The organism is Crocosphaera watsonii WH 8501 (assembly GCF_000167195.1).
GTDB classification, from domain to species: domain Bacteria; phylum Cyanobacteriota; class Cyanobacteriia; order Cyanobacteriales; family Microcystaceae; genus Crocosphaera; species Crocosphaera watsonii.
Genome location: NZ_AADV02000060.1, coordinates 1 through 20,471, shown reverse-complemented (window position 1 = coordinate 20,471; position 20,471 = coordinate 1). Strand labels below are relative to the sequence as shown.

Sequence of the window (20,471 nt, the reverse complement as noted above, 5' to 3'; positions counted from 1 at the left end):
CTTCCCCCCCCAAACAGGGCAATCGCATTAAAATCTGAGATGCGTGATCCAGTAAAGATTTTAGAGTTTCAGTACAAATGAACGGCGATCGCGAAACCTCTTATGCAGTCAGCTTTTCAAAAATTAAATGCGATTGCCCTGCCCCCCCAAACTGTTTTGATGCGCGAGCGTCAACTCCTAAAAGAGAGAAAACAATCCGATTTTATGCTAATAATAATCAGATTGTCCTTAATCGTTTTATAACTTAAATCATGAGCTTTTTAGCAGTTTATGAATCTCATTTTACCAAACATTTAACACAAACACAGTTCGAGGCTTTTAGAATTTTACTGTGGTTGCTGACAGTACATAAACAGGTTAGAATAGAAAGGTTAGCAGCTTGTTTTCCTTTACCAATCCTTTATCAAAGTCGTCGTAAACATATCCAGAGATTCCTAGTTTTGTCAGCTTTAGCCATTCCCAGATTCTGGTTTCCTGTGATTAAAGCTATTATTTGTAAAGAATTTAAGACTGGCTCTCGTCTGATTATAACAATTGACCGAACCCAATGGAAAGATAAAAATGTTTTCATGGTTGCTGTTATCTGGAAAAAGCTGGCTTTACCCATCTATTGGACACTTTTAGGGAAAAGAGGAGCCAGCAGATTATCTGAACAACAGGCATTAATTCAACCTGTTCTTTGTCTTCTAAAAAACTATGAGTTAGTCATTCTTGGAGACCGAGAATTCCACAGTGTTAAATTAGCTTATTGGTTGAAACAAAAAAGTAAAAAACAAAAGTTATTCTTCGCTTTTCGTCAGAAACAAGGTACAAACCAGAAAAAAGATGATGAAGATTATCAAACTTTTTCGCAGTTAGGAATGAAACCTGGGATGAAGATGTTTTTAACTGGGGTTTCAGTCACTAAAAATAAAGGGTTTGGAAACTTTAATGTGGGAGCATATTGGAAAAGAAAATACAAGGGCAAACAGGAAAAAGAGCCTTGGTTTATTCTTACCAACTTAGACAGTTTATCAGAGGTCTTGAAAGTCTATCGAGCCAGGGCAGGTATTGAAGCTATGTTCAAGGATTGTAAGACAGGGGGTTATAATTGGGAGGGAAGTAAAGCCAATAATAAACGACTAAATTCCTTGATTTTATTAATAGCGATCGCTTACACTGCTACTTCTTTAAAAGGCAAAACATTTCGACAAACCAATCAAGGAAAATATATTGCTCGTCTAACTGAAAAATCAAGACGTGACCGAAGACATAGTAATTTTTGGATAGGACTTTATGGCTCTCTTTGGATTCACGCTTGGGAATTTTGCTCTGATTTTATTTCAATTATGATGAGCAATAATCCCCAGAAACTCAACAATTATAAAAAAGGGTTACAAGCCATGTCCATAATAGATAAGACGGCTTAATTCCCCTATTTTATCTTAACATAAAATAACCAGTGGAAGATGATTTATTTTAGATGTAACTATCCAAAATAAACCAATTTTTATTATTTAATAAAAACTAATATTGCCCAAGGGGGTTGATTTTGAGCATCAACCCTGTGGGGGGGAGGACGGTGTAAGCCTCCTCCCCCCCACACACACGGCAAGAATGATTATCATTATTGTTTATTCTCAATTGGACTTTGGATAAAAAACAATTGTTAGCGTAAATTTTACGCTAAACATATCTCCAAAGCTAAAATAGAGAATTAAGGTGATTTTAAAAACTCTCTTTCCATCTTTTTAGGGGATTTTAAATATTAAATAGCTTCATTCAGTTTCGGTTCCAATATAGATATCTAAGTAGCTTTCAGTTAGAGATTGAATGACTCGTTCTAATTCATCAATGAGATTTCTTCTAGTGAGTTTTTCTACAGCATCAATATGAGCAGAACTTCCGGCTCGTCCTAAATATTTATATTTGGTTTTTTTCTCATTATTAGTGGCCATAGGAAAAATTGATTCAGCAGCCTGTAGTTTATAATACCAGTAGATTGTTCCCTTTCGATTAACCTGAAACGAATAATATGACAATTAGCTGGTGCTACTTCCCCTTCCCGTTCAATTTTCTTTATTTTCTGTTTAAGAGAGCGAATTAGACTCTTAATTTGTTTGGCTCTCAGGTGGACATCTTGACTGGTCTTAAGTTCGGAATGTGATGACATTAGCCTTAACTGTAACAAACAACCTCTTTTGATGTTAGCGTATATATTCCGCTAATTTATAAGGTAATAAATTTTAAAAATGACCAAAAATGAAACGGCTACGTCTGTCGAGGAATTCCTGGTGTGGAGGTCTAACCTCTTCCAAGGACTAAAAGCTAGAAAAGAAACTATTATAGAATTACTCGATGCCCTCTCCAGTAACCAACAAGCTCACTCAGTCGTTGAATTGTCTCTCAATCCTTTATTTAGAAGAGATTATAACAGTTTATATAGAGGAATTCAAGAGTTTTTACCCACTCAAACTGACCCTAATTATGAACAGAGAATTGAGACTTTATTTTCAGCGGTATCGAGAACAATTCCTCCCACTTCAAAACATTATAACTTATTTGGTATTGACACAACTCCCTGTCCACGACCGTTTGCCGAAACGTTAGCGGATAAAACTTTTATTCATTACCCCAATCCAATTAAGGGAAATAAACCCATTAATATTGGACATTGTTATTCCGTTGTCTGCGCTTTACCTGACCAAATAGACACAGAAAAAGTCCCTTGGGCTGTCCCCTTATCAGGAGAGCGAGTCCCCTCTAAACATAAAGGAGTAAATCAAGGCAATCAACAACTAAAAAAAATCTGGCAAAGTTCTTTATTTTCTGATAAATTATCTGTCTTAGTGGCTGATAGTGACTACAGCCAAAAGGATTTTATTGGGGAACAAGTTAAGCATGAAGACGTAGTTACTATTACAAGAGTTAGAAGTGACCGAGTTTTTTATCGTCAATTTATTCGGGACCCAAATCAAGCCAAAACTTCGGGACATCCCCGTTGGTATGGGGATAAATTTGACCTTAAAGATGACCAAACTTGGACTGAACCTGATGAAGTTCATCATGTTCCCTTTACAACGAAAAAAGGTCGTCAATTAACAGTGACTATTTCGGGATGAAAACAGATGTTAATGAGAGGAACTAAAAACTATAAAATGAACAATCACCCCTTTACTTTACTCCAGATTGTTGTCAGAGCTCAAGAAAGAAATAGTATTTGGAAACCTATGTGGCTTATTGTTATTGGTTCTCGGCGCGATGAGTTAAGTTTAGTTGATTGTTATCAGTGTTATCGACAACGTTATGACATGGAACATCTTTTTCGATTTGGTAAACAAAGATTATTGATGACATCTTATTTAACTCCCGATGTACATCATGAAGAAAATTGGTTTAAACTAACACTTCTTTCTTATGTAAATTTGTGGGCTGCCAGAAAATTAGCTGTGGTTTTACCCCGTGATTGGGAACAGTATTTGAAGACTAATAAATCCATCAAAATCACCCCTAGTCTAGTTCAAAGAGACTTTTCAAGAATAATTACGACCTTGGGGACTTTCGCCAAATTTCCCAAACGTCGAGGTTTTTCTTCCGGACGTATTAAAGGTTACAAAAAAGCCCCACGAACTCGTCATGATGTTATCAAGAAAGGGAGCAAAAAATCAACTGAAAACTTAAAAGCTCCTTAGTTTTCCTCAGAATCTATAGATTAGCCCTATTTGTCAGCCAATTTTATTGACTGATACAGAGCCGATATTTTGGGATTTTAGTTTAGCGTAAAATATACGCTAACAAGCTTTTTTTGTCCAAAGTTCAATTACACTGCTACTTCTTTAAAAGGCAAAACATTTCGACAAACCAATCAAGGAAAATATATTGCTCGTCTAACTGAAAAATCAAGACGTGACCGAAGACATAGTAATTTTTGGATAGGACTTTATGGCTCTCTTTGGATTCACGCTTGGGAATTTTGCTCTGATTTTATTTCAATTATGATGAGCAATAATCCCCAGAAACTCAACAATTATAAAAAAGGGTTACAAGCCATGTCCATAATAGATAAGACGGCTTAATTCCCCTATTTTATCTTAACATAAAATAACCAGTGGAAGATGATTTATTTTAGATGTAACTATCCAAAATAAACCAATTTTTATTATTTAATAAAAACTAATATTGCCCAAGGGGTTGATTTTGAGCATCAACCCTGTGGGGGGGAGGAGGGTGTAAGCCTCCTCCCCCCCACACACACGGCAAGAATGATTATCATTATTGTTTATTCTCAATAAGCCCTCTAGTTTTTGACAATTTATAGAGCGATCGCCACGGCTGAAACCCTCTTTCAATCAGGGTTTTAACGGGCTTGTCACCCCCGTGAGGTTATAATGTTTTGAAGTGGGAGGAATTGTTCTCGATACCGCTGAAAATAAAGTCTCAATTCTCTGTTCATAATTAGGGTCAGTTTGAGTGGGTAAAAACTCTTGAATTCCTCTATATAAACTGTTATAATCTCTTCTAAATAAAGGATTGAGAGACAATTCAACGACTGAGTGAGCTTGTTGGTTACTGGAGAGGGCATCGAGTAATTCTATAATAGTTTCTTTTCTAGCTTTTAGTCCTTGGAAGAGGTTAGACCTCCACACCAGGAATTCCTCGACAGACGTAGCCGTTTCATTTTTGGTCATTTTTAAAATTTATTACCTTATAAATTAGCGGAATATATACGCTAACATCAAAAGAGGTTGTTTGTTGCTGAATCAATTTTTCCTATGGCCACTAATAATGAGAAAAAAACCAAATATAAATATTTAGGACGAGCCGGAAGTTCTGCTCATATTGATGCTGTAGAAAAACTCACTAGAAGAAATCTCATTGATGAATTAGAACGAGTCATTCAATCTCTAACTGAAAGCTACTTAGATATCTATATTGGAACCGAAACTGAATGAAGCTATTTAATATTTAAAATCCCCTAAAAAGATGGAAAGAGAGTTTTTAAAATCACCTTAATTCTCTATTTTAGCTCTGGAGATATGTTTAGCGTAAAATTTACGCTAACGATTGTTTTTTATCCAAAGTCCAATTCCTGATCCTCCCACTACGCTATCACTTCCTATTCCTGGGTCTAAAATATCATTTCCATCTCCCCCTTCTAGGGTGTCATTCCCATCTTGTCCATAAAGGGAGTCATTTCCGGCACCCCCAACTAAGCTATCATCGCCATCTTCTCCTCGAATGCGATCTCTGCTACTACCCCCAACTACGGTATCGTTTCCTTCTCCGCTATAAATATCTTGTTGATCAGCAGTTGTCCCCGAAAGGTTGAGATTATCGTTACCACTCCCCAGTCTTAACTCATCTACACTTTCAATCTCTCGGAAGGTTGTCCCATCATTAACCCCTCCTGTAATAGTGCCATCTACATTAGAGTCTGTGTAGATGATAGTAACATCGGCTGTTTCACTGCTACGGTCAAATACGAGGCGATCGCTTCCTGATCCTCCCACTACGCTATCACTTCCTATTCCTGGGTCTAAAATATCGTTTCCGTCTCCCCCTTCTAGGGTGTCATTCCCATCTTGTCCATAAAGGGAGTCATTTCCGGCACCCCCAACTAAGCTATCATCGCCATCTTCTCCTCGAATGCGATCTCTGCTACTACCCCCAACTACGGTATCGTTTCCTTCTCCGCTATAAATATCTTGTTGATCAGCAGTTGTCCCCGAAAAGTTGAGATTATCGTTACCACTCCCCAGTCTTAACTCATCTACACTTTCAATCTCTCGGAAGGTTGTTCCATCATTAACCCCTCCTGTAATAGTGCCATCTACATTAGAGTCTGTGTAGATGATAGTAACATCGGCTGTTTCACTGCTACGGTCAAATACGAGGTGATCGCTTCCTGATCCTCCCACTACGCTATCACTTCTTATTCCTGGGTCTAAAATATCATTTCCATCTCCCCCTTCTAGGGTGTCATTCCCTTCTAAACCACTAATGTTATCATTGCTACTGGTTCCGACTAAACTATCATCTCCATTCGTTCCTGTAATATTAGCCATTTCAACGGCTATATTAACCCCATTAACGGTAATATTTCCCTGATCATTCTCTGCTTGCAGTGCTGCTAACTCGGACGCAGAGATACTTTCCCCCCGTACCAACCGAGAAAATATATCCCCTTCATCCCCTGCACTGTCCATATTGCCATTCAACACCCCATCCACATGATGACCATATTCCTCTAATAATAAAGCTGTTAAGGGAGCGATCGCCCCTAACCTCCCTTGAGAAGGGTTTATCCCCCCTAACCCCCCTTGAGAAGGGTTTATCCCCCCTAACCCCCCTTGAGAAGGGGGGATAATTGCTGTAAATACTCATAAGATAGATATATGACCCCATTAAAACTACCATAAGCCCCAAAAGCTCCATTTAGCTCGTGTTGATAGCGTACTTCTATGGGAGGAAAACTACTAAAATCACCGTTTAACCAAGCTGTCTGTAACCCAGAAGGATCGCCACTATTACCAAAAGCGATCGCCATTTTCTGGGTAAATTCTGTATCATTAGCAAAGCTAGTCAAGTAGTTATAACTAGCTGTTATTCCTGACTGGAGCAGGTTGAAGAGGTTTAGATCAAGGGAAAGAGAGTTATTAGTGAGAGAGAGAGGGTATTGAGAGAGTGTCATGATATTGAAAATGATATATAGCTAAAAATGGAGGTGTAAAACCTATTAAGTGGTTAAAGAAATTTAAAGTCATCTCAAAAAAAAGGAATAGGGAACAAATAACGGGCAAAAACTAAGAGTTAGAGCCTTGTTAATACAAGTTGATAGAGTGCTGTTTATTTAACGTTCACGGGCGCACTAACCGCAAACGGATCTAAAATCTATTTAATTTTTTGGCTGCGCGTCACCGCTAAACCTAATATACCAGTCGCGTCACCTTTACAATTTCTAGAGCGATATTTCTCCCGACGATCTGAGGTAAGGGAAGCAAATCCCTTTAATATTTATTGCGATTTACCGCTATTGACCATTTTATAATAATAAGGTTGACGAAAAACGTCAAGTTGCTCCGCTCCAATTCGCGTATTCATAATTAACAGTTCAAACAGCAGAGAAATAAATCTTAGACTTAATAGGATCAGGGATCATGGTTTTATCCCCTTCTTGCCAGTCAGCCGGACAAACCTCTTCGGGATTATTTTGAACGTGCTGGATAGCTTTGAGGGTACGTAGAGTTTCGCTAACACTCCGCCCGAAAGAGAGATTATTGATAGTTGAGTGTTGAATAATCCCTTCTTTATCTATAATAAATAAACCCCGCAAGGCCACTCCAGACTCAGGATCGAGTACATTATAGGCATTACTAATGTCTTTTTTCAGGTCAGAGACTAAAGGATAGGCCACATCTCCCACACCCCCTTCGGTGCGAGGAGTTTGAATCCAGGCGAGATGGGAAAACTCGCTATCGACGGAAACTGCTAAAATTTCTGTGTTGATTTTAGAAAATTCTTCGTAGCGCTCACTAAAGGCGATGACTTCGGTGGGACAAACAAAAGTAAAATCCAGGGGATAGAAAAAGAGGATAACATACTTACCACGGTAGCTAGAAAGCTTTTTTGTCTGAAATTCTTGATCAATAACAACTGTTGCCGTAAAATCGGGTGCAAGTTGCCCAACTCGCAAGCATCCTTCCATAGTCATCGCCTAGTCTCCAAAAATTAAGTGACGGTGCAACCCGTCAGAATTAATACCCTGCTACAAATCTATCACAATTCCCAAGGGGTTGTAATCTCTCTAGGTTATCATATTATCATTTATCAAATTTGCTAGTAAGTCCCTACAATGTTTCGTCGTTTTATATTAACTGTTTTTCTGCTCATTTCTTGTCCATTTTCTAGCATTTTGCTGGCTCAAAGCGAGCCGATTATCGAGAAAACACCCTTAAAAGTAGGAGTAGTGGGTTATCCTCCCTTTTCTGATTACAATGAAGAAACTTTTAGAGGAATTAGTGTGGAATTATGGCAAGAAATTGCTGCTGATGCCAACCTTCGATATAGTTTAATCGCTCAACCAGGGATACAAGTAGGGATCGATGGGGTTGTGGCAGGAGAGTTGGATGTTTTAATCGGACCGATTAGTATTACCACAGAAAGATTCCAAAAAGTTGCTTTCACTCAACCCTATTTTAATGCCCAAATTGGTTTGTTAGTCTCGGCAGAAAAGGTCTCAGTTTGGAGTCGTATTCGTCCTATTTTTCGAGTGGCAGTTATTTCTTCTGTGGGTGGTTTATTTTTAATCCTTTTTGTTGTGGGAAATTTGATGTGGTTAGCAGAATCAAGGCGTAACCCAGAACAGTTTCCTAGACAATATATTCGAGGGGTTGGCAGTGGAATGTGGTTTGCTTTGGTTACTTTAACTACTGTTGGCTATGGCGATAAGGCTCCTATTACTAAAACTGGTAAAATAATTACCAGTTTATGGATGTTAACTACTCTGGTAGCTGCTTCCTCTTTAACTGCTGGTATTGCCACAGTTATGACCTTATTATTATCAGCAGAAGTCATCAAAGATTTTACTCAAGTAGAGGATATTAGAGATAAGCAAATTGCTGTTGTATCGGGAACAACAGGAGAAAAATGGGCGCAAATCTATCAATCTCGTGTATTACCTTCTCCTAATTTAGAGCAGGCTATAGAGCGTTTAAAGTCGGGACAAGCTGAAGGAGTTATGTTTGATGTTCCTGCGCTGAGATATTATCTCTATCAAAATCCTACAGCACCCTTGAAAATTGCTGATTTAGCTGTTAGTTTTGAAGATTATGGCTTTATCTTGCCCTTAGATAATAAATTAATTCGAGAATTGGATATAGAAATTGTCAAGCTGAAACAATCAGGAAGGTTAGAGGAAATTATTGAACGAGAAATAAAAGGAGATTTTGAAAATCAATAATCCCTATCCCCTCAATACTGCGTAGGTTTTGCTAAAAAAGTTTATGAAATAGGGAGTGTGGGAGGTGTGGGGAGTGTGGGGGGTGTACTTCGACTTCGCTCAGTAAGAGGGGAGAATTAAGCAATACATAATGTTTTCTCTTTCCAGCCTTCCCCCTCTTCCCCATCCCTGTCTCAACAGATAATTTTACTAACCGCTCATACTGCTCGGATAAGCTTGTGAAAAAATTAATATTCAACTCCTCTATATAGGCGTTTTTTACCAGAAGATTTATTAGTTTGTTGAACTTTCACTTGAGGAGATTTGTTTTCAATTTCTACACCTCTATATTTATGGACTGTTTTTGAGGGTTCTGAGGTAGGAGATTTACTAATGGGTTTTAGTTCCCTATCAACTAAAGTAAGGTTATTACTTTTTAGTAATCTTAAAATAGTACCCCAATTTTCTGGTGAGTGATCTTTTAACCATCTTTCGGCAATTTTTATGCCTTCTGATGGTTCCACATTAAAACGCATTAGTAAGATCGTTAAAATACTGTGTTGGTGAGTGTTGAGCATTTGAGTATTTTCCCAGATTATTTTGATGTCCATCTGTTTGTTAGTATTCCCACTTAGACAGCAAAAGTTACACTAGGATAAAACTTCTTTACTCTGCGATCGCCAATTTTAGGGCAATTACTTTAAACTCTTTGGCCTGGTTTAACTCCTGCCTTCTTTTAAAAAGCAATCGCCTCCTTAAATTGACCAGAAAATCAGGGGTTCAAGCCCCGCCCGTCTTGATGCAGTCGCTCCTTGATGGGAACCACCAAGACCGCGCTGCATCGCTTTACGGCGCACAGTCTAGGATTTTATGTTACAATTGTTTTACGCCAATCGTTCTAGCGTCAAATGATAGTTTTAGAGTTCAAGGTAAAAGGGAAAATAAAGCAATATCTAGCCATCAACGAGGCCATCAGAACATCTCAATTTGTTCGTAATAAGTGCTTGCGTTATTGGATTGATGGTCAAAAGGTTAGTCGTGCTGAACTCTATCGGTACAACACTAAGTTACGTTCTGAGTTTTCCTTTGTTAAAGACCTAAACTCTCATGCTTGCCAAGCTTCTGTTGAAAGATGCTGGTCATCAATTGCTAGATTTTTTGATAATTGTAAGAAACAAATTCCTGGTAAAAAAAGGATATCCACGTTTTAAGAAAAATGCTCGTTCGGTTGAGTATAAAACAAGTGGATGGAAACTTTTAGACCCGAAACATATTGAGTTTACTGATAAAAAAGGTATCGGAAAACTTAAGTTAATTGGAACTTGGGATTTGGCTTTTTATCCTGAAGATAAAATCAAACGGGTTAGATTAGTACGCAAAGCAGATGGTTATTACTGTCAATTTTGCATCTCTGTTGATGTCAAAGAAGAATTACCACCAACTCATCAAACCATTGGTTTAGATGTTGGTTTAAAGGAATTCTACACTGATTCAAAGGGTAAAAATGAACCCAACCCTAGATTTTATCGTCAAGGAGAAAAACGATTAAAGTTTCATCAAAGGCGTGTTTCTCGAAAAAAGAAAGGCTCAATCAACCGCAAAAAAGCCATTAATAAACTTGGTCGTAAACACCTCAAAATAAGTAGGCAACGTGAAGAACACACAAAGAGACTTGCCCGTTGCGTAATCCAATCTAACGATTTGGTCGCCTACGAAGATTTGAGAATTAAAAACTTAGTTAAAAACCATTGTTTAGCCAAGTCAATTAATGATGCTGGTTGGTATCAATTTAGGAAATGGTTAGAGTATTTTGGGGTAAAAATGGGGAGAATAACTGTTGCGGTTAATCCTGCCTATACTTCACAAAATTGCTCTAATTGCGGTGCTGTGGTTAAAAAATCCTTATCTACAAGGACTCATGTTTGTGCTTGTGGATGTCGATTAGATAGAGACGAAAACGCAGCAATAAACATTCTTAATCGAGCCTTGGGTACGACGGGTCACGTCGGAACCTGGATCTTAGATCCGAACGCTTCAGGAGACTTGTCCTCTACTTTTGTTGGAGCAATCCTGCATCAGCAAGACGGGTCGTTGATTGAAGAATCCCCGTACCTTTAGGTCGGGGAGTGTCAAATAATGAATTTACTCCTCAATCGTTAGGTTGTACGATTAATACGGAACAAGGGGCATGATGTAACACATAATTAATAATTACTAACACTACCTAAGAAAAATTCCTGGAGTCCAGAAATGCCCCTATGACCCATAACAATAACATCAGCGTGCCATTCTTTAGCTACTTTACAAATTCTGGAGCCAGGATTACCATAAATTTGTTGAATTTCTGTTGTAATATCGGTTTCTGTTGCTTTATTTTGATAAGATTCTAACATTTTGACCCCAGATGCTTCAAAAGCTTCCCATTGTTCTTTCCAGGTTTCTAGGGTTAAATCATTACCTGCTGCGGGATACATTTCTGTGAGATCGGAAGGAATGGGTAAGGGACTGTTATCTTCTTCTGTTGAGAGAATATGTAACAATAATAGGCGGGAATTTGTTTCTTGTTTGGCTAATGATAAACCGTTATTAAAGACGGTTTCTGCCATCTGGGACATATCTAAAGCGATTAAAATTTTTTGATACATAGTCTTCCTATGGGGTAATTAAGATTGTTCATTGCCACTCTACTAAAGAATAAGCACCTTGGTATGGCTCACGGTAAAATTCCTGCTCGGGATCGTTAATCTGGGGATCTCCTATAATACGATCATCGTCATGAATAGCTAACAATTTCCTTGAGGACAGAACTGTAATACCTTCGGTTTTATGAGCAAAGATCAGTGGCTCTCCGTTGCTTTTCCTCACTAGAGTCGGGGGTTTTTGCGCTTCTAAGTCATCGAGAGATAAAGTCCAGAGATAAGCTCCAATATCTACATCGGTGTCCCCTAGTTCGTAAGAAGTGGTTAGTAAAAGTTGTTGATGATATCTGTCCCAAGTGGAACTAGTGCAGCTTGGCGAAAGTAATCCACCAGATTTTTACAGAAACTTTCGTGACTAGCCACGACAATGTGTTTCAATGAAACTAACGGAAGAATCTCGAAGTTGATGTCCATGATAAAAGCATTGCCAATTAACCTCTCCAACCTACAGAAAACAGTACTCCAACAAATAGTGAGAGGGACAACAAACCCCTATCGCCTTGTTAGACGAGCCAAGCTAATCTTAGCCGCAGCATCAGGAGAGAGCAATAGTTCGATTAGTCGAAGATTAGAATTAGACCGAGTACAAGTGCGTCAGTGGCGATCGCGATGGTTTGAGGAGAGAGAAAAACTGAGTGCCGCCGAAGAACAACAGGTAACGGAGAAAGCATTAATGGTCTTGATCAAAGGAATTTTAAGCGATCGCCCAAGACCTGGAACAACAAAATCCTTTACGGTCGAACAAGTAGTCCAGATTGTAGCGATCGCTTGTGAAGAATGTGAAAAATCAGACAGACCAGTGAGCCATTGGACACCTTCAGAGTTGGCGGATGAAGCCATAAAAAGAGGAATTGTCGAAAAGATTTCCCCCCGTAGTGTGGGGCGTTTTTTAAAAAGAAGCGACATTACAACCACATCTCGTTCGTTACTGGTTAAATGCCAAAATTGATGATCCCTTAAAATTTAAAAAGCAAGTCAAATATATCTGTGAACTTCATCAAGAAGCTAAAACTTTGTTAGAACAAGGAATTCATTTAATTAGTACAGATGAAATGACAGGGATTCAAGCTCTTGAGAGATTATTTCCGAACAAAAGAATCAAGCCTAAACAAGTAGAAAAAATCGAATTTGAATATGAAAGACACGGAACTTTAAGCTTGATTGCGAACTGAGATGTGGCAAGAGGAAAAGTTGTTAGTCCCTCTATTGGACCGACAAGAACAGAACAAGATTTTTCTGAACATATCCAGAGAACGATTAAGATTGATGAAAAAGCAGAATGGATTTTTATTGTAGATAAACTCAACACTCATAAATCGGAAAGCTTAGTCAAATTAGTAGCAGAAAGCTGTGGAATTACTATTGATTTGGGGAGAAAAGGAAAGGAGGGGATTTTGCAATCTATGGACAGCAGAGCAGATTTTTTATCAGATGAATCTCATCGAATTCGCTTTGTTTATATTCCCAAACATACATCGTGGCTTAATCAAATTGAGTGTTGGTTTTCGATCTTAGTCAGGCGTTTACTCAAAAGAATTACTGTCCGTTCAACTGAAGAACTATCCCAAAAAATTCTCAATTTTATTGATTACTTTAATCAACATTTTGCTAAGCCGTTCGTTTGGAAATTTAAGGGCTTTAAAGATCATAAGTGACTGGTGGATTATTTTTGCTAAGCTGCACTATGTTGTTTTTGTCAATCAAGGGAACAGTGTTACGGTAGGAGGTTTACAAGGGGCAAAAGGAATAGATAATCCAAATAAAGGCACTCGAGACTATGTGGCGGCAGTGGGCTATGATCCTGAAAACAGAAGCTATAGTACGGTTATTTGTCGTTCCATTGATGAGGACAATAACTATACTATTCTTGGTTTAAGAGCGACTGGTACCACTACTGGCACAGGTAGTGTTGCTGCAGTAACAGGAGGAACACAAGCGCAATGCGATGGTAGTGCAGGAGTTCAAAGGCTAGAATAAGCTGGGGAAAATTTTTCAGAAGTAAACGTTATTACCCATCCAATAGGGTGAACCAATCACCAACAGCAAACTAACGTACATTCCCCATAACAAAACTGTAATAAATTGGGAATTTCTCCGAATAATTAAAGTAGCTGTAACACCCCAAGTTAGACCAACACTTATTAAAGTTAAGACTAAGGATAAACTCTCAGATAGTCTAGTTAAATCGAACTCATTTAAAACCAAAGCGAAAGGAAAATCTAAAATAATGTAAAGACTAACAATACTCACTATCCCTGATAAACTCAATAAAGTCATCCACCAAGATTTAGGATAGGCAAGATCATCAGGCCAATGATTAACTTCATGGAAAATGATCCCACTAGCCAAAGCTAAAGCAGGATAAAAAGGTAAAAGATAACTCATGCTATCTAAAGGAAGGAGCATAATTATTCCCCCGTAACAAGCACCCCAAACCAGGATTAATTTAGCCCAGCCCCAGTTAGGGGATTGCCAAGTTAGTCTGATTCCATAAGAGGTAAATATTAGCCAAGGCCAACAGTATTTAATAATAGCTAGAGGATAATAGGTCAAAGAGACAAAAAAGTTCTGCCAACCTCCTTGAAAAGAGTGGAAAAAAATCTCATTTAAAAAGGGGCTTCCATAGACTAACCATTCCATCCAATACCAGGTTAAAGCCGGTAAAATACCCAGACTTACCCCCATCCAAAAATAGACAGAACTCAAAAGTCTAGGGGTATCCCAAGCCAAAAAAACTATTAGAGTAATTGTAAATAAACAAGCAATTAATCCTTGGGTTAAGAATAACCCACTTAAACTTAAACCAACCCCCAAAGACCAACGAAAATCACGACGACAACGTAATACACATAATACGGTGAGAATTGACCAAAATAGGACAATTCCATCTAACATAGCTAAACGACTCCACCTAACTATCGGAAATAGCATCAAGTAAACTAAAGCACTCAATATAGCAGGTCGCCAGAGGACAAAAATTTCCCGTGCCACTGCATACAATAAGGGGACAGAAAGGGAAGCAAAGATCGCTCCAACTAAACGAAGACTTCCCGGGGTTAACTCCTCTTGACCATTAGTTAAGGTCAATAAAAATAACCCTAAAACCGGATGCTGGTGATAGGGTTGACCTTCTAGGGTCGGAAATAGCCAATCTCCTGATAAAAAGGATGTTTGTGCCATTTCTGTAACCAGTTGGCCGATAATGCGCTCTGGGTCTAATAGGGGTGGACTATTTAGGTTAGATCCCAAGAGAATTAGGGCGATCGCCAATAAACCCACCCAAGAATAAAGATTAAGCCAAGTATCGCTGCGTGGGTGTAAAGATTTTAAAGGGTACCAAGTAAATGTTTTTGAGTTCATGGGTGTGAGAAGTTGTTATCGATTAATGTTAAGGCAGTTACCAGTGAACAGTTACCAGTTTAATCCTAAAAACAGAAAGTTATAAGGCAATGCTATATTAAGAGACAAATTGGTTAATGGCTATGGCCTTTTAAAGAAAATATGTTTGGTTTTCTGTCTTCTCTCAAGGTTTCTGCGGAAAAAAATCTCAAAAATATCACTTTAGGAACTCTCGCAGCTGTCTTAACTGTTTTACCTGTCTATGCACAATCAAGACTTGTTTTCATTTATCCCCCCATTAATTTATCTTTAGGAATTGATTCCTTGGAACTGTTTGCTAATGAAGGGGTGATTAACAAAGAATTAGCCTATTATATGAATTTAGCAGGGGTTAATGACGAAGAAAAACAGGCTTTTCGAGAGGCATTACTGAAAAAGGCGGATCTCAACCCTGTAGAGGTGTCTCGTTTCTTCAATAGTCCCATGGGACAAGAACTTTTACAACGAGTTGGCCACTTATTTTCTATTCAAGGGGGACGCAATGGAGTATATGCTATTAGAGGGGCGATGGTTCAAGCTGCTTTTGACGAAGAAGAAGGATTAACTTTACTGAATTTTCTGCGTCATTTGCCAGTTAATATGCAGTTTAACCTGGAAGAAATCCTCAGAGCCGCTACTTATCTGGAACTTTTGGGACAGGGAACCAATGCTATTGTCACAGAAATGAAATCGATCTCCGCTCAAACCAGGGAACAGGAGACTGTCCCCAACTTTAGCAATATCAGAGATATTCGCCAACGGGGAGATTATGGGGTTGGCCCTTCCCGTAGACTGAGATTATTTGATGAAAGTCGCCAACGGGAGTTTGATGTGGTTTTGGTACAACCGCAACGATGGCGAGAGGGCAAAACTCCTGTGATTATTTTTTCCCACGGTTTAGCCTCCCGTCCGGAAGATTTTAAGGAGGATGTCTTACAGTTGGTTTCTTATGGTTATGTGGTTGCTTTACCTCAACATCCTGGTAGTGATTTTAATCAGCTTCAAGAAATGTTACAAGGGTTTTCTCGGGAGATTGTTAAAGTCGATGAATATGTTGATCGTCCCTTAGATGTTAGTTATGTGATTGATGAATTAGAAAGACGCAATAGAAGAGAATTTGAAGGGCGTTTGGATCTAAATAATGTAGGTGTAATGGGGCATTCTTTTGGGGGATATACTGCTTTGGCTTTAGCAGGAGCTAAGCTAAATTTTGATAGCTTAGAAGAGATTTGTGGACGTAACTTATGGGGACCTAATTTATCTTTACTGTTGCAATGTCGGGCTTTAGAATTACCTCGCAAAGACTATGATTTTCGAGAGGAGCGTATTACTTCTACCTTGGTTATTAATCCTGTTACTAGCGCAGTGTTTGGGCCAGAAGGACTTTCTCAAGTAAGCATTCCTGTTCTTTTAGCTGCCGGAAGTAGTGATCCAGCAACACCAGCAGCTATTGAACAGTTACAAGCGTTTGTTTGGATTAATACTGATGACAAATACTTTGCTTTAGTGGAAGGACAAGCTCATGTTAACTTTACTAAGTTGGATGCACAAATGCAAGCAGTCTTAGATTCTTTACCAGATTTAACCCTTCCTAATCAAAAAGTAATTGACACTTATGGTAACGCTTTATTAGTGGCTTTTGCTGAGGTTTATACGGCAAAAAATGAGGAGTTTCGTCCTTATTTGACCTCTAGTTATGCCTATTATATTAGCAAAGAACCTAATCCTCTTCATCTAGTTCAAGATGATGCAGAAATTCCTTTTAGTGAGTTATTTAATAGAAGTAAATCTGCTAGAAGTAGAGCTATTTATCCCCGTAATATTATTCCTAGTAATGACTAATTTAACCCCTTCTGTCTACTTTATCGGTGCCGGGCCTGGTGACCCAGATTTATTGACGTTAAAAGCATACAAAATTATTAGCAAAGCTGATGTTATTTTGTATGCTGATTCTTTGGTTCCTAAGCAAGTTTTAAAAGATGTTCGTGATAATTGTGAGTTAATTGCTACAGGAAATAAAACCCTAGAAGTTATCATGAAAATTATGATTGATAGGGTTAGAAATAATCAATCTGTGGTTCGTCTTCACTCAGGGGATTTAACTTTATATAGTGCAATCAATGAACAAATAGCAAGGCTTTTACAAGAAAACATTGAGTTTCAATTAATACCAGGAATTAGTGCATTCCAGGCAGCAGCAGCGAAAATAGGTACAGAGTTGACTATCCCTGATCTAGTTCAGACCATTATTTTAACTCGTGTTAGTGGTAGTGCTTCTCAAGTTCCTGATGCTGAAAAATTAGAAAGTTTAGCAGCACATCAGTCAAGTTTATGTTTATATTTAGCTGCCCGTCATGTTAGGAAATCTCAAGAAAAGTTACTACAATATTATCCTGCTAATACCCCTGTCGCTATTTGTTTCCGTATTGGTTGGTCTGATGAAAAAATACTAATTGTTCCTTTAGAAAAAATGGCAGAAGTCACTGAAGAAGAAAACTTAATTCGGACAACTTTATATATTATTAGTCCTGCTTTAAATACTGAGCAAAATTATCGTTCTCAACTTTATCATCCTCAACATAATCATTTATTTAGACCCCATACCCCTTAAGCAATTAACAATTAATAATTAACAATTAACAATTAATAATTAATTCTTCGGTGAAGTTTTGACCTCTAGGATAAAACCTAAATAAATAATTAAGGTTTTTAGATGATGCAATAGCACTGGCAGGAGGAAACTTAATGGCCACTTTCTTAGTCTACATTTAAAGATTGGTATTATAAAGATTAATTTGTTAAAGTAAAAGCAAAGAAAATTATCACCCTATCCATTGAAGATGGAACTTCTTTGTACTCGTCCAGGATGTACTCGTCCCGAAAATTCATTTGCTGATCTTGATGATCCTTCAAAGTTAAAAACTGTACCACAAAAATATTGTACCAATTGCGGAATGCCTCTTATTTTAGGTGGTCGTTATTTACCCTCTAAGTTATTGGGAAAAGGGGGGTTTGGTGCAGCATTTTTGGCAAAAGATCGCTTTACCCCCACCATGCGTTCATGTGTGGTGAAACAGTTTCAACCACAAGGAAACTTAAATGCTCAAGCTTTGGCGATCGCTCAACAATTATTTGAACGAGAAGCTGTTATTTTAGAGGACTTAGGCAGCAAACATCGACAAATTCCTCAGTTGTATGCCTTTTTTCCTTTGATAGTTCCTAATCATCTTACGAAAGTAGAAGAACAGTTTTTTTACTTAGTTCAAGAGTTTATTGATGGGGAAGATTTAGAAACAAAGTTAAAGAGAAAGGGGATTTTTACAGAGGGTGAAATCATAGAAGTTCTCGATAAAATTTTATGGGTTTTGCAGTTTGTTCATGACAATAATTGTATTCACCGCGATCTTAAACCTTCTAATATTATGCGAGATAAAAAAGGTCGTTTATATTTATTAGATTTTGGTGCAGTTAAACAAGTTACCGCTACTGTAGGAAACCCTCAAAAACATTCAACAGGAATTTTTACTGCTGGTTTTGCTCCCCCCGAACAAATGCAGGGTTCAGCAGTTTATCCAGCAACAGATTTATATGCTTTGGCAACGACTTGTTTAAATTTATTAACAGGCAAACCACCGGAAGAATTATACGATTCTTATAATAATTGTTGGAATTGGAAACCTCATGTTAGTAATATTAGTGATGGTTTAGCTAACATTTTAGATAGATTATTGTTACCTAGTCCTAAGGATCGCTTTCAAAGTGCATCAGAGGTTTTACAAGCGTTACCTTCATCTCAACTTTATGGGGGTTCTTCTGGTACGAAAACATCCATTCAAACTCCAGTAAATTCTACTGTTTCTTCTCTACCTCCTACCTCTCCCCCAACTATTTCTGTTCCTAATCCTTCTCCTATTACTCCTAGTCCTAAAAAGGGTTTTTCTAGTATAGACTTAATAATTTATTCAGGGTTTAATGGATTTGAAGCAGTGATACTGATTTTTAGTTTAAAAAAGTTTTTGGCTGCTCCAGGAGTTGTTATTGGGTTTATGATAGTTAGTGGTTTAATGTATCTTCAGTATCGTCGTACACTAGATAAAAAAGATTTATTACTCATTGGAACAATAACAGTATGTGCGTTGATGATTGCTTTAGTTTTTGGTGGTTTAGCATGGAATTCTGTTTCATTTTTATTAATGGCTGGATTAGTTGGAGGAGCAGGTTTAATAGCAGTTGCATCCCTGTTTAAATTAATTTACCAACTACTTTCTAGTATTTTTTGATGTTTTAAGAGGCTAAGAAAATAATGAATGGTAAAGTATATTTAGTGGGTTCAGGAATCGGCAATATAAACTATTTAACCTTGAGAGCTTATAATCTTTTGTCTCAAGCTGAGGTGTTAATCTATGATGCTTTGGTAGATAATAATTTGCTTAATTTAGTACCTGATAATTGCCTAATAATTAATGTTGGCAAAAGAGGAGGTCAACCCAGTACAAAACAAAATAAAATTAATTATTTGTTGATAAATTACTGTTCACAAGGTAAACAAGTTGTCAGGTTAAAAAGTGGTAATCCTATAATTTTCGGTCGTATTAATGAAGAGATTAAGGCTTTACAAGAGGCTAATTGTAACTATGAATTGGTGCCAGGTATTTCCTCCGCTTTAGCTGCTCCTCTCTTGACAGGAATCCCTTTAACTGATAAAGAAAACAGTCATTGTTTTACCGTTTTAACAGGACATCAACCGGACTTATTAGACTGGGAAACTTTAGCAAAAATAGATACATTAGTTATTTTAATGGGTACAAGAAATCTCGAGACAATAGTTAATAAATTAATCAGTCATGAGCGATCGCCTGATGAACCTATTGCCATTATTCAAAATAGTGGAAGTGAGCAAGAAAAAGTTTATATAGGCACCCTAAAGACTATAATAGAACAAGTATCGGGACTATCCTTATCTCCGGCTATTATTGTTATTGGAAACGTTGTTAATTTACGCTATATGTCTTCATCTTCTCCCCTCCCTTTAGCCCAAAAAACTATATTAATTACCCGTGCCAAAGAACAATCTAGTCAGTTTAGTTTGCTCTTACAACAACAGGGAGCAAAAACTATAGAAATGCCAGCATTAGAAATTTTGCCCCCGTCGTCTTGGGATCAACTAGACTTAGCTATTGAAACCTTATCTTCCTTTGATTGGTTAATTTTAACCTCAGCTAATGGGGTTAACTTTTTCTTTCAACGGCTAAAAGAATTAGGGAAAGATATTCGGCTTTTAGGTAATATTAAAATCGCTGTAGTAGGTAAAAAAACAGCCTCTTGTTTACAACAATATCATCTCACTCCTGATTTTATTCCTCCCAACTTTATCGCCGATCAATTAATTGACCATTTTCCTGAGAGCTTAAAGCATCAAAAAATATTATTTCCCCGTGTAGAAACAGGAGGAAGAGAAATCTTAGTCAAAGAATTAC

The 20,471-nt window shown here is 37.7% G+C and carries 14 protein-coding genes and 7 pseudogenes; 12 read left to right on the top strand and 9 right to left on the bottom strand.

What is annotated here, in order from left to right:
• Nucleotides 1–251 precede the first annotated feature (251 nt).
• Complete coding sequence (locus CWATDRAFT_RS19625; protein ID WP_007306668.1) at nucleotides 252–1,409, top strand: IS4 family transposase; 1,158 nt, start codon at nucleotides 252–254, stop codon at nucleotides 1,407–1,409.
• Nucleotides 1,410–1,757: 348 nt separating this feature from the next.
• Here the strand turns inward: CWATDRAFT_RS19625 and CWATDRAFT_RS19615 are convergent.
• A pseudogene (locus CWATDRAFT_RS19615) lies at nucleotides 1,758–2,152 on the bottom strand (hypothetical protein).
• Between the two features lie 79 nt (nucleotides 2,153–2,231).
• Between CWATDRAFT_RS19615 and CWATDRAFT_RS37415 the strand changes: the two are divergent.
• Nucleotides 2,232–3,671 (top strand): annotated as a pseudogene (locus tag CWATDRAFT_RS37415) (NF041680 family putative transposase).
• A 669-nt stretch (nucleotides 3,672–4,340) separates the two neighbouring features.
• Here the strand turns inward: CWATDRAFT_RS37415 and CWATDRAFT_RS19605 are convergent.
• Nucleotides 4,341–4,667, bottom strand: a pseudogene (locus CWATDRAFT_RS19605) (transposase); the annotation flags it as partial.
• A 54-nt stretch (nucleotides 4,668–4,721) separates the two neighbouring features.
• Here CWATDRAFT_RS19605 and CWATDRAFT_RS19600 point away from each other — a divergent pair.
• A pseudogene (locus CWATDRAFT_RS19600) lies at nucleotides 4,722–4,931 on the top strand (hypothetical protein); the annotation flags it as partial.
• A gap of 105 nt (nucleotides 4,932–5,036) precedes the next feature.
• Here the strand turns inward: CWATDRAFT_RS19600 and CWATDRAFT_RS19595 are convergent.
• From CWATDRAFT_RS19595 to CWATDRAFT_RS19585, 3 genes are all read right to left on the bottom strand, one after another.
• Nucleotides 5,037–6,200, bottom strand: a complete 1,164-nt coding sequence (locus CWATDRAFT_RS19595) for a calcium-binding protein (protein ID WP_157134123.1) — start codon at nucleotides 6,198–6,200, stop codon at nucleotides 5,037–5,039.
• 119 nt (nucleotides 6,201–6,319) lie between these two features.
• Nucleotides 6,320–6,565 carry a hypothetical protein gene (locus tag CWATDRAFT_RS19590; RefSeq protein ID WP_157134122.1) on the bottom strand — a complete coding sequence of 82 codons (246 nt, stop codon included), beginning with the start codon at nucleotides 6,563–6,565 and terminating at the stop codon, nucleotides 6,320–6,322.
• Between the two features lie 525 nt (nucleotides 6,566–7,090).
• The gene (locus tag CWATDRAFT_RS19585) at nucleotides 7,091–7,690 is read right to left on the bottom strand and encodes a peroxiredoxin (RefSeq protein WP_007306663.1); all 600 of its coding nucleotides are present in this window, start codon (nucleotides 7,688–7,690) and stop codon (nucleotides 7,091–7,093) included.
• Between the two features lie 141 nt (nucleotides 7,691–7,831).
• Here CWATDRAFT_RS19585 and CWATDRAFT_RS19580 point away from each other — a divergent pair, with 141 nt between their 5' ends.
• A complete protein-coding gene (locus CWATDRAFT_RS19580; RefSeq protein WP_007306670.1) occupies nucleotides 7,832–8,938 on the top strand; it encodes a transporter substrate-binding domain-containing protein in 1,107 nt (368 codons plus the stop codon).
• A gap of 227 nt (nucleotides 8,939–9,165) precedes the next feature.
• On the opposite strand, the gene CWATDRAFT_RS19575 is transcribed toward CWATDRAFT_RS19580, so the two are convergent.
• Complete coding sequence (locus tag CWATDRAFT_RS19575; protein WP_007306662.1) at nucleotides 9,166–9,495, bottom strand: hypothetical protein; 330 nt, start codon at nucleotides 9,493–9,495, stop codon at nucleotides 9,166–9,168.
• A 330-nt stretch (nucleotides 9,496–9,825) separates the two neighbouring features.
• Here CWATDRAFT_RS19575 and CWATDRAFT_RS19570 point away from each other — a divergent pair.
• Nucleotides 9,826–11,035, top strand: a pseudogene (locus CWATDRAFT_RS19570) (RNA-guided endonuclease InsQ/TnpB family protein).
• Between the two features lie 31 nt (nucleotides 11,036–11,066).
• Here CWATDRAFT_RS19570 and CWATDRAFT_RS19565 read toward each other — a convergent pair.
• Both CWATDRAFT_RS19565 and CWATDRAFT_RS37405 read right to left on the bottom strand, forming a co-directional pair.
• Nucleotides 11,067–11,562, bottom strand: a pseudogene (locus CWATDRAFT_RS19565) (universal stress protein).
• Between the two features lie 28 nt (nucleotides 11,563–11,590).
• Nucleotides 11,591–11,782, bottom strand: a complete 192-nt coding sequence (locus CWATDRAFT_RS37405; RefSeq protein ID WP_157134121.1) for a hypothetical protein — start codon at nucleotides 11,780–11,782, stop codon at nucleotides 11,591–11,593.
• Nucleotides 11,783–11,983: 201 nt separating this feature from the next.
• Between CWATDRAFT_RS37405 and CWATDRAFT_RS19560 the strand changes: the two genes are divergently transcribed.
• The 3 genes and pseudogenes from CWATDRAFT_RS19560 to CWATDRAFT_RS19550 all read left to right on the top strand — a co-directional run bounded on the left by CWATDRAFT_RS19560 (nucleotide 11,984) and on the right by CWATDRAFT_RS19550 (nucleotide 13,593).
• On the top strand, nucleotides 11,984–12,565 hold the full coding sequence (locus CWATDRAFT_RS19560) for a helix-turn-helix domain-containing protein (RefSeq protein WP_007303150.1): 582 nt from the start codon (nucleotides 11,984–11,986) through the stop codon (nucleotides 12,563–12,565).
• A 64-nt stretch (nucleotides 12,566–12,629) separates the two neighbouring features.
• Nucleotides 12,630–13,271 (top strand): annotated as a pseudogene (locus CWATDRAFT_RS19555) (transposase).
• Nucleotides 13,222–13,593, top strand: a complete 372-nt coding sequence (locus CWATDRAFT_RS19550; RefSeq protein WP_050018366.1) for a hypothetical protein — start codon at nucleotides 13,222–13,224, stop codon at nucleotides 13,591–13,593. Before CWATDRAFT_RS19555 ends, CWATDRAFT_RS19550 begins: the two are co-directional and overlap by 50 nt.
• Before the next feature lie 15 nt (nucleotides 13,594–13,608).
• Here CWATDRAFT_RS19550 and CWATDRAFT_RS19545 read toward each other — a convergent pair whose 3' ends face one another.
• Nucleotides 13,609–14,976, bottom strand: coding sequence for an ArnT family glycosyltransferase (locus CWATDRAFT_RS19545; protein ID WP_007306660.1), 1,368 nt, complete (start codon nucleotides 14,974–14,976; stop codon nucleotides 13,609–13,611).
• A gap of 141 nt (nucleotides 14,977–15,117) precedes the next feature.
• Between CWATDRAFT_RS19545 and CWATDRAFT_RS19540 the strand changes: the two genes are divergently transcribed.
• The 4 genes from CWATDRAFT_RS19540 to cobA form a co-directional block, all read left to right on the top strand.
• Nucleotides 15,118–16,836 carry an alpha/beta hydrolase gene (locus CWATDRAFT_RS19540; RefSeq protein ID WP_007306675.1) on the top strand — a complete coding sequence of 573 codons (1,719 nt, stop codon included), beginning with the start codon at nucleotides 15,118–15,120 and terminating at the stop codon, nucleotides 16,834–16,836.
• Nucleotides 16,829–17,605 (top strand): precorrin-4 C(11)-methyltransferase, encoded by a 777-nt coding sequence (cobM, locus tag CWATDRAFT_RS19535; protein ID WP_042711928.1) that lies wholly within the window; start codon nucleotides 16,829–16,831, stop codon nucleotides 17,603–17,605. The genes CWATDRAFT_RS19540 and cobM overlap by 8 nt, the downstream gene beginning before the upstream one ends.
• Before the next feature lie 229 nt (nucleotides 17,606–17,834).
• The gene (locus tag CWATDRAFT_RS19530; protein ID WP_007306677.1) at nucleotides 17,835–19,274 is read left to right on the top strand and encodes a serine/threonine-protein kinase; all 1,440 of its coding nucleotides are present in this window, start codon (nucleotides 17,835–17,837) and stop codon (nucleotides 19,272–19,274) included.
• A gap of 23 nt (nucleotides 19,275–19,297) precedes the next feature.
• The coding region (gene cobA, locus CWATDRAFT_RS19525; RefSeq protein WP_042711926.1) for a uroporphyrinogen-III C-methyltransferase at nucleotides 19,298–20,471 on the top strand (1,174 nt) is incomplete at its 3' end.

Excerpts from the sequence above, each read along its gene's own strand:
- CWATDRAFT_RS19625 (WP_007306668.1), top strand. The coding sequence starts at position 252 with ATGAGCTTTTTAGCAGTTTATGAATCTCATTTTACCAAACATTTAACA.
- CWATDRAFT_RS19585 (WP_007306663.1), bottom strand. The coding sequence starts at position 7,690 with ATGACTATGGAAGGATGCTTGCGAGTTGGGCAACTTGCACCCGATTTT.
- CWATDRAFT_RS19580 (WP_007306670.1), top strand. The coding sequence starts at position 7,832 with ATGTTTCGTCGTTTTATATTAACTGTTTTTCTGCTCATTTCTTGTCCA.
- CWATDRAFT_RS19575 (WP_007306662.1), bottom strand. The coding sequence starts at position 9,495 with ATGCTCAACACTCACCAACACAGTATTTTAACGATCTTACTAATGCGT.
- CWATDRAFT_RS19560 (WP_007303150.1), top strand. The coding sequence starts at position 11,984 with ATGTGTTTCAATGAAACTAACGGAAGAATCTCGAAGTTGATGTCCATG.
- CWATDRAFT_RS19545 (WP_007306660.1), bottom strand. The coding sequence starts at position 14,976 with ATGAACTCAAAAACATTTACTTGGTACCCTTTAAAATCTTTACACCCA.
- CWATDRAFT_RS19540 (WP_007306675.1), top strand. The coding sequence starts at position 15,118 with ATGTTTGGTTTTCTGTCTTCTCTCAAGGTTTCTGCGGAAAAAAATCTC.
- cobM (WP_042711928.1), top strand. The coding sequence starts at position 16,829 with ATGACTAATTTAACCCCTTCTGTCTACTTTATCGGTGCCGGGCCTGGT.
- CWATDRAFT_RS19530 (WP_007306677.1), top strand. The coding sequence starts at position 17,835 with ATGGAACTTCTTTGTACTCGTCCAGGATGTACTCGTCCCGAAAATTCA.